The following is a 13,847-nucleotide window of genomic DNA, read 5'->3' as shown; positions in this document are numbered from 1 at the left end:
CCCGTCGTATTCAGTTCTGCCGCTTACGCTTGATCAGACGACCTGCTGAACGGTCTGAACAGGGCTCTGGGACGCAGGTCATCGGTAGATATGAGACAGGAGGTAAAGGCCATGATTGGTTCACGCCCACGATCCACCGAGATCCCCGAAGAACAGCTGGTCAAGCAGCTACGCCACCATGCGACGCCGCTTCCGGCCATCGACGACCCGGCCTTTGCCGAGCACTTCGACCAGTTCGGCGATGCGAAAGTGGTGCTGATCGGTGAGGCCAGCCATGGGACGTCGGAGTTCTACCGCGCCCGGGCGCAAATTACCCGACGACTGGTCGAGCACCACGGCTTCAATATCATCGCTGCGGAAGCGGATTGGCCGGATGCAACGAAAATCGATTGCTACGTGCGTCACCAACAGCCCCCGACCTGGGTCGAAGAAGGCTTCAAACGCTTCCCGACCTGGATGTGGCGCAATCAGGAAGTCGCAGATTTCGCCGCCTGGCTGCGCAATCACAACGAGGCGTTGGGCCCCGAGCAGCGGGTCGAGTTTCGTGGGTTGGACGTCTACAGCCTCGGCTCCTCGATACGGGAAGTGCTGGAATATCTCGACGGCGTCGACCCGCAAGCCGCCAGCGCCGCGCGTCGTCGCTACGGCTGCCTCAGTCCATGGCACGAGGAACCGGCCATCTACGGTCACAAGGTGATGCTTGGCGAGCCGTCCTGCGAAGACGCCGTAGTCGAGCAACTGCGCGCACTGCTCGATCAGCGGCTGGAATACCTGGAGCGAGGCGGCGGCAGCTTCTTCAACGCCGAGCGAAACGCCCGAGTGGTACTCGCCGCGGAACAGTATTACCGGGCGATGTATCAGGGCTCGGCAGAATCCTGGAACCTGCGCGACCGGCACATGTTCGACACCCTTCGCGCCCTGCTGGAACACCGCGGCGAAAACGCCAAGGCAGTCGTATGGGCGCACAATTCGCACATCGGCAATGCGGCATCCACCTCCATGGGCTGGGGCGGAGAATTCAATATCGGCGAGCTGTGCCGTACCGCCTTCGGCAACGACGCTGTGCTGATCGGCATGGCCACCGATCGGGGCGAAGTTGCGGCTGCCGATAATTGGGACGAGCCGATGCAGATCAAGCAGGTTCGCCCATCGCGTCCGGACAGCTGGGAGCAGCTGTTCCTGCGTACCGGTATCGCGGCGTCGCTGACCACCTGGCGCAACGATGCCTCACTACGTCAGGCGCTGGCCAGACCCCGTCTGGAACGGGCGATCGGGGTTATTTACCGCCCAGCTACCGAGCGGCAGAGTCACTATTTCCAGGCCATACTGTCCGAACAGTTCGATGCCTTGATCTGGCTGGAACAGACCACTGCGGTAACGCCAATCGGCCCGCAGCTGATCGACGACCAGATCGTTCCGGATACCTACCCATTCGGAGAGTAAGTCATGCGTGCGTTCATGCCTGAATCCTATCTATTCCGCGACCGCAGCCATGCAGGCCAGGAACTGGCCGAAGCGCTGCAACACCTGGCCGACTTGAAACCGTTGGTGCTGGCCTTGCCACGTGGCGGCGTGCCCGTTGCCTTCGAGGTGGCGCACCGGCTGAATGCCCCGCTCGATCTGGTCCTGGTGCGCAAGATCGGCGCGCCCGGCAACGAAGAGCTGGCACTGGGCGCGGTGATCGACGGCGCCGAACCGAAGTGGGTGATCAATCAGGAGCTGATCAACCAGATCGCACCGCCGCCGAACTGGTTCGAGGAGGAAATGCAGCGCCAGTTGGCCGAATTGGAACGTCGCCGGCAACGTTACTGTGGCGGCCGGCCTGCGCCGGTGCTCAACGACCGCTGCGTGATCGTGATCGACGATGGTGTCGCCACGGGTGCGACGGTCAGGGCCGCATTGAAGGGATTGAAGCAATCGAACCCGAGCAAAATAGTCCTCGCCGTACCGGTCGGTCCGCGCGCAGAAATGGAGATGTTGAGATCGGAAGTGGACGAACTGGTCTGTCTGGCAATGCCCGAGCCGTTCATTGGCGTCGGACGCCATTACGGAGATTTCGATCAGACGAACGACGAGCAGGTCATCGACCTGCTCGAGCGGGCTCAGACTTTCACAGACGCGCCGCTATAGCGCGATTCAGGCCACCGGCGCCGGCGGTGGCTGGTCTGGAATGGTCGGCTCGCCGGGTTCACTCGGTAGATCCGGCACGCCGGCTCCTCCGGGTCACCCGGCACGCCCTGGGCCTGCCAACTGAGCGTCTCGTCCGTATAAGGGATGGTTTCCATGTCGCTGTCCTCCTGCTGTAACCGGAAAGCCCGGATTGGCTATAGCAGTAGAGGCTCTATGGCCGGCAGAAATCCGTCCTTTTGTCGGCGTGGCAGCAGCTGACAGCGGATTGCCAGCAAGCTGGCTCCTTCAAAAGCGAAGGAGCCGTGGCGGGAGGTCTGTCGGAAACAGCCCTTACCACATCAGATCGTCGGGAATCTGGTAAGCGGCGTAAGGATCGTCCGCGTCCGGGGCTTCGGTCTGAACATTGAGCTGGACGATACGGCGCGGATCGCGCTCCTGAATCTTGAGCGCCGCCTCTCGCGGGATCACTTCGTAACTGCCACCGTGCCGGACGATGGCCAGCGAGCCGCTGGACAGCTTGTCGCGCATCAGCTTGTTCACTGACAGACGCTTGACCTTCTTGTCGTCGACGAAGTTGTAGTAATCCTCGGTGGTCAGCTTGGGCAGACGGCTGGTTTCGATCAGCTGCTTGATCTGAGCCGTGCGTGCCTTCTGCTCGGCCTTTTCCTTCTGCTGACGGTTCAGCTCCTGATCGCGGGCGAGCTTCTCGGCCTGAGCCTTGAGTGCCGCTTCACGTTGAGAGTCATCCTTTTCGGCTTGGCCTTTCTTCACCAGGCGCTGCTGTTTCTGCTGCTGCTTGCCGGCCTGCTTGGCCTGCTTCTCATTGACCAGCCCGGCTTTGAGCAGCTGATCGCGAAGGGAAAGACTCATGTTTCGGCTCGTCTCGTCGTGGATTCAAATTAGACGTCGGGTGGATCATGCGCTACCGATCCACCGGGCAGCATTGTGGTGGATGTGAAAAGCGACATCCACCCTACAAAGCGCCATTGCTGTTAACCGCAGGAAGGCGACTTTTCCGCCTTCTTGGCCTCGCCCCACAGCGCGTCGAGCGTTTCCAGGTCGCAATTCTCGATGGCGCGGCCACTTTCCCGCAAGGCTTGTTCGATGAAGCGAAAGCGTCGCTCGAACTTTCGGTTGGCCGCGCGCAGCGCATTCTCGGGGTCGACTTTCAGATGGCGTGCCAGATTCACCGTGACGAATAGCAGATCGCCGATCTCCTCGGCGATGGCCTCGGGGTCGTTCTCGCTCATGGCTTCCAGCACTTCGTCGAGCTCCTCGCGGACCTTGTCGACCACCGGCAACGCGTCCGGCCAGTCGAAACCGACCTGAGCGGTGCGCTTCTGCAGTTTGGCCGCGCGGCTCAAGGCGGGCAGCGCACTGGGCACGTCATCGAGCAACGACAGCTGCTCCGGCTCGGCGGATTTTTCTGCGCGTTCCTCCGCCTTGATCTCTTCCCAGCGCTGCTTGATCGTCGCCTCGTCGAGACGTGGCAGTTCAGGCGAGCCGTAGAGATCACCGTCAGGGAAAACATGAGGATGGCGCCGCAGCAATTTGCGTGTGATGCCGTCGACCACCGAATCGAATTCGAACCGCCCCTCCTCCCTCGCCAGTTGGCAGTAATACACGACCTGAAATAACAGGTCGCCCAGCTCGCCCGGTAAATGATCGAAGTCACCGCTCTCGATGGCATCCGCCACCTCATAAGCCTCTTCGAGCGTATGCGGCACGATGCTGGCGTAGTCCTGCTGCAGATCCCAAGGGCAGCCATGCTGCGGGTCGCGCAGCCGAGCCATCAGATGCAGGAGGTCGTTGAGCTGGTACATGAAAATCCTCGGTGAAAGCTTGAAGATCGAAGTTTGCGGCCAACGTAGGGTGGATGACGCTTCACCCATCCACCGCCGCCTCATCATGTGGATGTAAAAAGCGACATCCACCCTACGTGCGCTCTGCGTTACGGATTCAGACGTGCGCGCGCCCGGCCCCGAGCGTCACGAGCGATGGCCAGACAAGGCGCAAGCCAGCTGAAAAAGCGGAGTTGGCTTTTGCCAATGAGCATTTTCGGTAGGCCTTTAACAACGCCAGATCGAGCGCAGCAGCCTGGAGCGGATCGCTTTAACCATACACTGGCCTGACCGTCGCGAGCGAAGGCCAGACAAGGCGCACGCCTGCTGAAAAAGCGGAGTTGGCTGTTGCCAATGAGCATTTTTCAGCAGGCTTGCAACGCCATATGGCCGAGCGCAGCAGGTCAGGTGGTGCGTTGGCGCTTGGCCTGGATGATATTGGGCAGCTGCGAAATGCGGCTAAGCAGTCGGCCCAGCGCGTCCAGCCCTGGGATCTCGATGGTCAGCGTCATCTGGGCCGTGCTGTCCTCCTTGTTCGAGCGGGTGTTGACGGCGAGCACGTTGATTCGCTCGTTGAGCAGAATCTGCGAGACGTCGCGCAGCAGGCCGGAACGGTCATAGGCACGAATGACGATATCGACCGGATAGGTTTTCTCCGGGATCGGGCCCCAGCTGACCTGGATGATCCGCTCCGGCTCGCGCCCGGCGAGCTGCAGTACCGAGCCGCAGTCCTGGCGATGAATACTGACACCCCGACCCAGCGTGATATAGCCAACGATGGGGTCGCCCGGCAGCGGCTGGCAGCAGCCGGCCATCTGCGTGAGCAGGTTACCGACGCCCTGGATCTGTACATCGCCGCGCTTGCCCGGCTTGGTGCTGGTGGGTCGACGGGGAATCAGTTCGAGCTGATCGGCGGCGTGGCCATCCGGCTCCACCAGTTGCTGCGCATGGTTGACCAGCTGCGACAGGCGCAGATCACCGGCACCCAGCGCGGCGAACATGTCCTCGGCAGTCTTCAGGTTGGCTTTTTCGGCCAGCTTGTCGAAGTCCACCGGCGGCAGATCGAGGCGTCCGAGTTCGCGCTCGAGCAGCGCCTTGCCGGCCGCGACGTTCTGATCACGAGCCTGCAATTTGAACCAGTGGACGATCTTCGCCCGCGAGCGCGAGGTGGTGATGTAGCCCAGGTTGGGGTTCAGCCAGTCGCGACTCGGCGAGCCATGCTTGCTGGTAATGATTTCGACCTGCTCGCCGGTTTGCAGGCTGTAGGTCAGCGGTACGATGCGCCCGTTGATCTTGGCGCCACGGCAGTTATGGCCGATCTCGGTGTGCACGCGGTAAGCGAAATCCAGCGGCGTCGCACCTTTGGGCAGGTCGATCGCATGGCCATCCGGGGTGAACACATAGACCCGGTCCGGCTCGATATCCACTCGCAGCTGATCGGCGAGGCCGCCGATATCACCCAGTTCCTCGTGCCATTCGAGCACCTGACGCAACCAGGAAATTTTCTCTTCGTAGTGATTGGAGCCGGAGTTGACGTCGGTGCCCTTGTACCGCCAGTGCGCACAGACGCCCAGTTCGGCTTCCTCGTGCATGGCCTGGGTGCGGATTTGCACTTCCAGCACCTTGCCCTCCGGGCCGAGCACGGCGGTATGCAGCGAGCGGTAGCCATTCTCCTTGGGGTTGGCGATATAGTCGTCGAACTCCTTTGGAATGTGTCGCCACAGGGTATGCACGATACCCAGGGCGGTGTAGCAGTCGCGGACTTCCGGCACCAGCACGCGCACGGCGCGAACGTCATAGATCTGGCTGAACTGCAGGCCCTTTTTCTGCATCTTCCGCCAGATCGAATAGATGTGTTTAGCGCGACCATCGATTTCCGGATGGATGCCGGTGGCGGTCAGTTCATCCCTGAGTTGCTGAACCACGCTCTGGATGTACTGCTCGCGATCCAGCCGGCGCTCATGCAGCAGCTGGGCGATCTGCTTGTACTGCTCGGGTTCGAGATAGCGGAAGGACAGATCCTCCAGCTCCCACTTGATATGACCGATGCCCAGGCGATGAGCCAGCGGTGCATAGATATCGAAGACTTCGCGGGCGACGCGGTGACGCTTGTCGTCGTCGGCATTTTTCACCGCGCGGATCGCGCAGGTGCGCTCGGCCAGCTTGATCAGCGCGACGCGCACGTCGTCGACCATGGCCACGAGCATCCTGCGCAAGTTTTCCACCTGAGTCTGGGTGCCCAGCACCAGTGATTCTCGCGGGTTGAGACTGGCGCTGATGGCGGCCATGCGCAGTACGCCTTCGATCAGCTTGGCCACCACCGGCCCGAACTGCTGGTGCACTTCTGCCAGCTGAACCTTGCCTTCGCGCACGCCTCGGTAGATCACCGCGGCGACCAGGCTGTCCTGATCGAGCTTGAGGTCGGCGAGTATCTCGGCGATCTCCAGGCCCGTCTGGTAACTGGAGGTGCCTTCGCTCCACAGATTCTGTACCGCGTTAGCCTGCTGTTCCGCCGCTCGGGCGAACTCGCAGGCCTGCTTGAGTGCATCGCGGTCGAGTGCTGGGTCCATCCCCAGCACATGATCGAGCCAGCCATCGAGGTTGATGCTGCCGTCGGTGTTGACCGGCTGAAGCGCTCTGACCTGGACCATCTATATACCTTCCCTCTACGCATGATCTGCGTCGAATACGCCGACTTTCTGGGAGTCGGTCGGTTGAACCACAGGCTGCCTGCCTGTCAGAAAAAACCGCTAAGCCAACCGCTCGAAAAGAGCCATCGCCTCGACGTGTGCCGTTTGCGGAAACATATCCAGCACCCCGACCCGCTTGAGTTCATACCCCTGGCGGGCCAACTCAGCCGCATCACGTGCCAGCGTTGCAGGATTGCACGAAACATAGACCACGCGCCTTGCGCCTAAAGTCGCCATCTGCCGAACCAGTTCGAGCGCGCCGTCACGCGGTGGGTCCAGCAGCACGGCCGCGAAGCCGCCGTCGGCCCATTGCGCGTCGGCCAGCGGCTTCGACAGGTCCGCCCGATAAAAGTGCGCATTCACCAGACCGTTATGCGCCGCATTGGTGCGGGCCCGCTCAACCATCTCATCAACGCCCTCCACCGCCACGACTGTCGCCCCCTGACGTGCCAGCGGCAACGCGAAATTGCCGAGGCCGCAGAACAGGTCCAGTACCCGCTCGCCCGCCTCTGGTGCGAGCCAATCCAGCGCCTGCGCCACCATCGCCTCGTTCACCGAGGCGTTGACCTGGATGAAATCACCCGGCCGCCACGCCAGCTCCAGATCCCAGGCCGGCAGGCGATAGCCCAGCGCATAGGCGGGATCCAGCGGTTGCGGCGGTCCTTCGCCCTGCAGCCAGAGCTGCACGCCCTGCGCCTGGGCAAAGGCCGTCAGCCGCTGCAGATCCGCCTCGGCCAACGCGGCTGTGTGACGCACGAGTACCGCGTCGGCTGTGCCGCTGAACAGTTCCACGTGCCCGATCGCTTGCGGCTTGTCCAGCGCATGCAATACGGACAGCAAAGCCGGCAACAACGTTTGCAAGGGCTGTACCAGCACATGGCATTCACGGATCGAAACGATGTCCTGGCTGGCGCCGGCGCGGAAGCCTACGTCCAGCCGCCGCGCCTTGTTATCCCAGCGCACCGCCAACCTGGCGCGGCGGCGATAGCCGAACTCGGGCCCGCTCAACGGCGGCGCCCAGACCTGTGGTTCGATACCCGCCAGCCGCGACAACTGCTCGGCGAGGCTGCGCTGTTTTAGCGCCAACTGATCGGCAGCCGAAAGGTGCTGCAGGTTGCAGCCGCCGCAAACGCGCGCATGCGGACAAGGCTCCATGCGGCGCTGCGCGCTGGCGGCCAACACCCGCTCACTGCGCGCCTCGACGATCTGACTGCGCGCGCCCATAACCCGCGCCTCGACCTCTTCGCCCGGCAAGGCGCCGTCGACGAACCAGGTACGTCCATCAACGAAGGCGATACCACGACCGTCGTTGGCCAGGCGCTCGATGCTGAGACGTTGCTTCTTGCCGGTCGGAATCTGAGGCTTTTTCTCGCCACCGCTGGGCTGGAAGCGCAAACCGCCGCTGCGTTTGGCCATCAGCAGCTACCGCCTTCGCGTATCGCCTGGTCAGTTGGGCTGGTCATACACGCCCGTCGACAGGTAGCGATCACCACGGTCGCAAATGATCGCGACGATCACCGCGTTCTCGACTTCCTGCGATAGCCGCAGCGCAGCGGCAACCGCACCGCCTGATGACACGCCGCAGAAGATGCCTTCTTCGCGCGCCAGACGGCGCATGACGTGTTCGGCCTCGGCTTGGGCCATGTCGACGATGCGATCGACACGCTCGGCCTGGTAGATCTTCGGCAGGTACTCCTGCGGCCAACGACGAATTCCAGGGATCGCCGCGCCCTCCATGGGTTGCAGGCCGATGATCTGGATCGCCGGGTTCTGCTCCTTCAGGTAGCGCGACACGCCCATGATGGTGCCGGTGGTGCCCATGGAACTGACGAAGTGAGTGATGCTGCCGCCGGTCTGCCGCCACAGCTCGGGGCCGGTGCTGCTGTAATGCGCTTCGGGGTTGTCGCCATTGGCGAACTGATCGAGGACCTTGCCGCGGCCTTCGGCTGCCATCTTCACCGCCAGGTCACGGGCGCCTTCCATGCCCTCTTCCTTGCTCACCAGAACAAGCTCGGCGCCGTAGGCGGTCATCGCTGCCTTGCGCTCGGCGCTGGAGTTGTCCGGCATGATCAGGATGAACTTGTAGCCCTTGATTGCCGCGGCCATGGCCAAGGCAATGCCGGTATTGCCGGAAGTGGCTTCGATCAGGGTATCGCCGGGTTTGATGTCCCCGCGCGCCTCTGCACGCGCAATCATCGACAATGCCGGGCGATCCTTCACCGAACCCGCGGGATTGTTGCCTTCGAGTTTAACCAGAATGGTGTTGCTGGTTTCGCCAGGCAGACGCTGCAGGCGAACCAGGGGCGTGTTGCCGACGCAATCGGCAATGGTCGGGTACTGAATTGTCATGGCGTCGATGAACCGAGCGGCATTTGGAAGGCGCACATGATACCGGCAACGACCGGACACGGGCAGACCGCTTAGCCTTCGTCGCAGCTGTAGCACTCCTGAGCCGCTGCAATCGGCGCTATCTCGTATCAAACGCAGCGATCAGGCTTGGCAGATAGTTGTCAGTGGTCTAGCTCTATAAGCAGCACTTCTATCCACTCTTCCACAAGGAAACCCTTATGCCCGCCGGTCCTGCTGCACTGGTCTTTACCTTTCTCTTCGCCAGTCTGACCGCCTGCACCACGTCGGACTCCCCTAGCCAGACGCCACCTGCGCCGGAAGGCTCTAGCGGCTATACCCCCAAAGCCGGCTGGGCCGCCGAACACTTTGCCGTGGCCGCCGCCAATCCGCTGGCCACCGAGGCGGGCTACAAAATTCTCAAGGCCGGCGGCAGCGCAATGGACGCGGCTGTTGCCGTGCAGATGGTATTGACGCTGGTCGAACCGCAATCCAGCGGTCTCGGCGGCGGCGCCTTTCTGCTGCATTGGGATGGCGAACAGGTGACCGCGTTGGACGGGCGCGAGACGGCCCCGGCCGCAGTCGACGAAAACCTGTTCATAAAAGCCGACGGCACGCCCATGGCTTTCCAGGAGGCAGTCGTCGGTGGCCGCTCAGTGGGGGTCCCCGGCACGGTAAAAATGCTCGAACAGGCGCACCAACAATACGGCGAGCTGCCCTGGCGAGAATTGCTGCAGCCGGCTATCCGGCTCGCCGAGGACGGCTTCGAGATCAGCCCGCGCCTGCATGGATTACTCAAGAGCGACCCGGCGCTTCGCGACAACCCGCCGGCAGCGGCCTTCTATTACCAACCGGACGGCTCGCCCTGGCCGGTGGGCCATCGTTTGCGCAACCCCGCGCTCGCCGAGCTGCTACGCAACATTGCCGAGCAAGGCAGCGACGCCTTCTATCGCGGCGTTAACGCCCAGGCGCTGGTCCGGCAGGTGAGCGAACACCACAACCGCGGGACCATCACGCTCAGCGATCTGGAGGTCTATGAACCGCGCCAGCGTGATCCGCTCTGTAACCTCTGGCAGCAGCGCTATCAGGTGTGCGGCTTTCCTCCGCCGTCCTCCGGGCATATCACCCAGATGCAGATTCTCGGGATTCTCGAGCAGCTGTCGCCGTTACCGGCACTGGATCAGGGTGTGCCATCGGCAGAGTTCCTGCACCGCTATACCGAAGCGTCGCGCTTGGCCTATGCAGACCGTGCCAAGTACCTGGCCGACCCGGATTTCGTCCCGGTACCGGGGCGCACATGGAACAGCATGCTCGCCCCCAACTACCTCAAGCAGCGCGCCGGGCTGATCGGGCCGCGCAGCATGGGCACCGCCGAACCGGGCGAGCCTGGAACGATGCCCATCGCCTTCGCTTCCCAGCCTGCGCAACCGGAATACGGCACCAGCCACATCAGCATCGTCGACGATCAAGGCAATGCCCTGGCAATGACCACCACCATCGAACAGGCGTTCGGCTCACGCCTGCTCAATGACGGCGGAACCGGCTTGCCCGGCGGTTATCTGCTGAATAACGAACTCACCGATTTCGCTTTCGAGCCGCGTGACGCTCAGGGCCGGCCGGTTGCCAATCGCGTCGAGCCGAACAAACGACCCCGTTCGAGCATGAGCCCGACGCTGGTATTCGACGCCGCCGGCAACCGGCTGCTTGCCAGCGTCGGCTCGCCCGGCGGTGCGGCGATCATTCACTTCACGGCGAAGACGCTGCTGGGCATGTATGGCTGGGGCCTGAATGCGCAAAAGGCGATCGATCTGCCGAACTTCGGCAGCTTCAATGGCCCGACCGTCCTCGAAGCCGGGCGTTTTCCAGCTAGCACCGTGGAGTCATTGAAAGCGCGAGGCCATCAGGTCAACGAGACGGAGATGACCAGCGGCCTGCAAGCCATCCAGCGCACCGACAGCGGCTGGTTCGGCGGAGCCGACCCGCGTCGGGAAGGCGTGGTGATGGGCGACTGAACCAGACCGCCGGACAGGCCTGCGGCCACCATTCGCCGCGGGGCGAATGGATTCAAGCGAACGCCAAGGCCTAGACGACTCGGGCCTCGACCTCCAGGCGCTCGATAGCGCTGTCGAGCTCATCCATCGCCTGGGCCGCGCTCGGGTGGTTCTGTTTCAGTAGTGTTTCGCTGCGCTCGCAGGCCGCCCGCAATTGCGGAACACCGCAGTAGCGGGTGGCGCCGTGCAAACGGTGCACCCGGTCGATCATCGCCTGACGATCGTTTATCAGACGCGCCTCGCGAATGGCCTGACGGTCGTCCTCCAGCGACGCCAGCAACATGCTCATCATGTCCGCCGCCAGATCGGCCTTGCCTGCCGCCAGGCGCAGGCCCTCTTCGGCGTCCAGTACCTTGAGGTTATTGTCCGGCAGCAGCACATCGGCTGGTGCGGCGAGGAAGCTGCGCGACAGCGGCAGGCCAGTCCACTTCAAAATCACTTGCGCCAATTGCCGCTCGCTGATCGGCTTGGTCAGGTAATCGTCCAGACCACTCTGCAACAGCGAACGCTTTTCGTTGGACAGCGCATGTGCCGTGAGCGCGATGATCGGCATCGGTGGCTGGCCGCTGTCATCCTCCCAGCGACGAATCGCTTCGGTGGTCTGACGCCCGTCCATGCCAGGCATCTGCACGTCCATGAACACCAGGTCGAAAGGCTTGCGCTTGACCACCTCAAGCGCTTCCCTGCCACTGCTTACCGCCTCGGCTTCGCCGCCCATGTCGGTCAGCAGGGTTTCGAGCAGCAACAGGTTGGCCGGATTGTCGTCGACGCAGAGCACGCGAGGCGGCCGCGTCTCGGGCATGACGATGTTCTCGGCCAGCGCCTGTGGCGGACGCAGCAGATCGAGCAAGACCCGCTGCAGCTTGCGGGTGCAGGCTGGCTTGCTCTGCAACTGGGTATGCGTGTGCGACTCGGGCAGGGCTTCGTGGTACTGCGCCTGCTCGCTGGTTGGGCAGAGCACGATGCATTTGCAGCCCAGCGCCTCAAATTCCCATAGCCGTTGGCAGAGTTGCTGGGGTGCGATTTCGCGGTGGGTCACGCCGAGCACGGCGATTTCGATTGGCGTGTCGGTTGACTGTGCCGTCGCAACCGCCTCCTGCAGCTGATCCAGAGTATCGAAGGGCAGCACGTTCAGACCGCAGCTTTCCAGCTGATGCTGCAAGGCCTGACGCGCCAGCGGATGCTGTTCGAGCAAGCCGACCCTGCGTTGCAGCAGCGCCGCGCGAGGCAGGTCCTCGATATCGTCGCGAGCCTTGGGCAGGCTCAGGCTGATCCAGAATTCGGAGCCCTCCTCCGGAATGCTGTCGACCCCGATTTCCCCGCCCATCTGTTCGATCAGACGCTTGGAAATCACCAACCCGAGCCCGGTGCCGCCGGGTTGACGCGACAGCGAGTTATCCGCCTGGCTGAAGGCCTGGAACAGCGCGCGCAGATCCTGATCGGTCAGGCCGATCCCGGTGTCCTGCACGCTGATGCGCAGCTGCGCGCGATCGGAGCGTTCGTCCTCGACCATGGCGCGAACGACGACGGTCCCTTCGTTGGTGAACTTGATGGCGTTGCTGACCAGGTTGGTCAGCACTTGCTTGAGCCGCAACGGATCGCCCACCAGCGACAGCGGCGTGTCGCGATAGACCAGGCTGACCAGCTCCAGATGCTTTGAATGTGCCGCCGGGCCGAGGATGGTCAGCGTGTCCTCGATCAGGTCGCGCAGGTTGAACGGAATGCTGTCGAGCACCAGCTTGCCGGCCTCGATCTTCGAGAAGTCGAGAATCTCGTTGATGATCCCCAGCAGGCTGTCGGCGGACTTCTCGATGGTCGACAGATAATCCTGCTGTCGCGGCGTGAGGTCGCTCTTCTGCAGCAGATGGGTGAAGCCGAGGATGCCGTTGAGCGGGGTGCGAATTTCGTGGCTCATGTTGGCGAGGAATTCGGATTTGATCCGGCTGGCTTCCAGCGCCTCCTTGCGCGCCAGGTCCAGTTCGATGTTCTGGATCTCGATGGTCTCCAGGTTCTGCTGAACGTCTTCAGTGGCCTGGTCGATACTTTGCTGCAGTTCTTCGCGAGCGCTGAGCAGGGCCTCGGCCATGCGGTTGATACCCGCTGCAACCTCATCCATCTCGTGGCTGCCGAGCGGCGGCAGCCGGGTTTCCAGATAGCCGTCCTTGAGCTGCGCCACAGCGACCTTGACCTTGTGCAGCGGCTTGCTGATCGCCGTGCTCATACGCAGCGCCAGCAGCGCGGTGATGATCAGCCCGGCGCCGATCAGCAGCAGGCTGGTGAACAGGCTGCGGTAACCGCGCAGCAAGGTGCCCTGGTGCGAGAGTTCCAGCTCCAGCCAACCAATCTGGCGGAGGTCGTCTTCCGGATCGTCCGCGGCAAGATTCAGGTGTTTGCCGAGTACCGGCAAGAGGATGCGCGTGGTGTCGACGCTACTGACCTGGGTCAGCGCCTCCGGGTCGGTCGGCGGCGAGGGGGTGATCATGTTCGGCCCGGCATGGGCCAGCATGTTGCGCTCGGTATCGAGGATAGACACCGCGCGCACATCGGGCTGGTCCAGCACCTGATTGAGGATTCGCTGCAGGCGCTTGCCATAACCCTGCGCCATGGCCGGCGCCGCCAGTGGCGCAAGCTGTTCGGCGACCAGCTTGCCGCGCTCGTCCAGCTGGTGGCGCATCTCCGACAGCTGCATCCAGGTGAAGTAGATGCCGAGCGCCACGGCCAGCACCGTGCTGGGCAGCAATATCAGCACCAGTACGCGACTCTTTATTCCTAGATCTTTCAGCACGGAT

At 62.8% G+C, this 13,847-nt stretch carries 9 protein-coding genes; 3 read left to right on the top strand and 6 right to left on the bottom strand.

Going from position 1 to position 13,847, the window contains the following annotated elements; translation table 11 throughout:
- Nucleotides 1-111 precede the first annotated feature (111 nt).
- On the top strand, nt 112-1,443 hold the full coding sequence (locus DQ405_RS10505) for an erythromycin esterase family protein (RefSeq protein WP_168424173.1): 1,332 nt from the start codon (nt 112-114) through the stop codon (nt 1,441-1,443).
- A 3-nt stretch (nt 1,444-1,446) separates the two neighbouring features.
- Nucleotides 1,447-2,130 (top strand): phosphoribosyltransferase, encoded by a 684-nt coding sequence (locus DQ405_RS10500; RefSeq protein WP_168424172.1) that lies wholly within the window; start codon nt 1,447-1,449, stop codon nt 2,128-2,130.
- Nucleotides 2,131-2,460: 330 nt separating this feature from the next.
- On the opposite strand, the gene DQ405_RS10495 is transcribed toward DQ405_RS10500, so the two are convergent.
- The 5 genes from DQ405_RS10495 to cysM all read right to left on the bottom strand — a co-directional run bounded on the left by DQ405_RS10495 (nt 2,461) and on the right by cysM (nt 9,010).
- Nucleotides 2,461-3,000: a DUF2058 domain-containing protein gene (locus DQ405_RS10495; RefSeq protein ID WP_168424171.1), complete on the bottom strand. Its 540-nt coding sequence runs from the start codon at nt 2,998-3,000 to the stop codon at nt 2,461-2,463.
- 122 nt (nt 3,001-3,122) lie between these two features.
- The gene (gene mazG, locus DQ405_RS10490; RefSeq protein WP_168424170.1) at nt 3,123-3,953 is read right to left on the bottom strand and encodes a nucleoside triphosphate pyrophosphohydrolase; all 831 of its coding nucleotides are present in this window, start codon (nt 3,951-3,953) and stop codon (nt 3,123-3,125) included.
- 422 nt (nt 3,954-4,375) lie between these two features.
- Entirely contained in the window at nt 4,376-6,622 is a 2,247-nt protein-coding gene (gene relA, locus DQ405_RS10485; protein WP_168424169.1) for a GTP diphosphokinase, read from the bottom strand.
- 99 nt (nt 6,623-6,721) lie between these two features.
- On the bottom strand, nt 6,722-8,077 hold the full coding sequence (rlmD, locus tag DQ405_RS10480) for a 23S rRNA (uracil(1939)-C(5))-methyltransferase RlmD (protein WP_168424168.1): 1,356 nt from the start codon (nt 8,075-8,077) through the stop codon (nt 6,722-6,724).
- Nucleotides 8,078-8,107: 30 nt separating this feature from the next.
- On the bottom strand, nt 8,108-9,010 hold the full coding sequence (cysM, locus tag DQ405_RS10475) for a cysteine synthase CysM (RefSeq protein ID WP_168424167.1): 903 nt from the start codon (nt 9,008-9,010) through the stop codon (nt 8,108-8,110).
- A 218-nt stretch (nt 9,011-9,228) separates the two neighbouring features.
- Between cysM and ggt the strand changes: the two genes are divergently transcribed.
- On the top strand, nt 9,229-11,019 hold the full coding sequence (gene ggt / locus DQ405_RS10470; protein WP_168424166.1) for a gamma-glutamyltransferase: 1,791 nt from the start codon (nt 9,229-9,231) through the stop codon (nt 11,017-11,019).
- A 70-nt stretch (nt 11,020-11,089) separates the two neighbouring features.
- Here ggt and DQ405_RS10465 read toward each other — a convergent pair whose 3' ends face one another.
- Nucleotides 11,090-13,843, bottom strand: a complete 2,754-nt coding sequence (locus tag DQ405_RS10465) for a response regulator (protein ID WP_168424165.1) — start codon at nt 13,841-13,843, stop codon at nt 11,090-11,092.
- Between the last annotated feature and the right edge of the window lie 4 nt (nt 13,844-13,847).

The sequence above is a fragment of the Pseudomonas sp. SST3 genome (assembly GCF_003325755.1).
This window is presented reverse-complemented; position numbering and strand designations above follow the sequence as displayed.

What these genes read in the sequence shown, in the direction of transcription:
- mazG (WP_168424170.1), bottom strand. Translation starts at nt 3,953, where the DNA reads ATGTACCAGCTCAACGACCTCCTGCATCTGATGGCTCGGCTGCGCGAC.
- rlmD (WP_168424168.1), bottom strand. Translation starts at nt 8,077, where the DNA reads ATGGCCAAACGCAGCGGCGGTTTGCGCTTCCAGCCCAGCGGTGGCGAG.
- ggt (WP_168424166.1), top strand. Translation starts at nt 9,229, where the DNA reads ATGCCCGCCGGTCCTGCTGCACTGGTCTTTACCTTTCTCTTCGCCAGT.
- DQ405_RS10505 (WP_168424173.1), top strand. Translation starts at nt 112, where the DNA reads ATGATTGGTTCACGCCCACGATCCACCGAGATCCCCGAAGAACAGCTG.
- cysM (WP_168424167.1), bottom strand. Translation starts at nt 9,010, where the DNA reads ATGACAATTCAGTACCCGACCATTGCCGATTGCGTCGGCAACACGCCC.
- relA (WP_168424169.1), bottom strand. Translation starts at nt 6,622, where the DNA reads ATGGTCCAGGTCAGAGCGCTTCAGCCGGTCAACACCGACGGCAGCATC.
- DQ405_RS10495 (WP_168424171.1), bottom strand. Translation starts at nt 3,000, where the DNA reads ATGAGTCTTTCCCTTCGCGATCAGCTGCTCAAAGCCGGGCTGGTCAAT.
- DQ405_RS10500 (WP_168424172.1), top strand. Translation starts at nt 1,447, where the DNA reads ATGCGTGCGTTCATGCCTGAATCCTATCTATTCCGCGACCGCAGCCAT.